The organism is Aminobacter sp. P4_D5 (genome assembly GCF_056401815.1).
This window is the reverse complement of sequence record NZ_JBFUIP010000601.1, coordinates 1-773: the sequence shown is the minus strand read 5'-3', so window position 1 is coordinate 773 and position 773 is coordinate 1. Positions and strand designations below refer to the sequence as shown.

Sequence of the window (773 nt, the reverse complement as noted above, 5' to 3'; positions counted from 1 at the left end):
CTATCATGCGACCCGATGCAGGAGTGCCTCGCCCGCTTACAGGCGGCGCACATTCTCCGCCGCGACGGCGAAGGAACGGTCGAAGGTGCCGGTGGTGAGCCAGCCGACATGCGGCGCGACGACGACGTTGGGCAGGGCGAAGAGCACATCGCTGGGATCGGCCGGCTCGGCCGCGAAGACGTCGAGGCCCGCCGCAGCGAGCTGGCCGGAGCGCAGCGCCTCCACCAGCGCCGCCTGGTCGACGAGGCCGCCGCGCGCGGTGTTCACGAGAACGGCGCCCCGCTTCATGCGGGCGAGGGATGCCGTGCCGATCAGCCCGCGCGTCTCCGGCGTCTCGGGGATGTGCAGCGAGACCACGTCGCTTTCTGCCAGCAACGCGTCGAGCGGCCGGAACTCGCCGGTCGCGTGCGGCTTCGGCGCGCGCGCGGTGTAGAGGATTCGGCAGCCGAGCGCCGCCAGCACGGGCGCGAGCAGGGCAGGGATCGCGCCATAGCCGACGAGGCCCACGGTGCGCCCGCCGAGCTCGAAAAGGCCATCCTGCAGCTCTGGCGGCTGCGACCAGCCCCGGCCGATGCGCGTCTCGGCATCGAAATGAGCGAGCTTGCGCAGCGCGGCGAGCATGAGCAGCAGCGTCATCTCCGCGACGGCGCGGCTGTTGGTTCCCGGCAGGTTGCAGACGGCGATGCCGCGTGCGCGGGCGGCGTCGAGGTCGATGGTGTTCACGCCGACGCCGATCTTCTGGATCAGCCGCAGCTTCGGCGCCGCCGCGATGC

Annotated in this window: 1 protein-coding gene; it reads right to left on the bottom strand. The window is 72.1% G+C overall.

Going from position 1 to position 773, the window contains the following annotated elements; all coding sequences use genetic code 11:
- Positions 1-36 precede the first annotated feature (36 nt).
- On the bottom strand, positions 37-773 hold a 737-nt coding region (locus AC1DWF_RS33775), incomplete at its 5' end, for an NAD(P)-dependent oxidoreductase (RefSeq protein WP_476842856.1).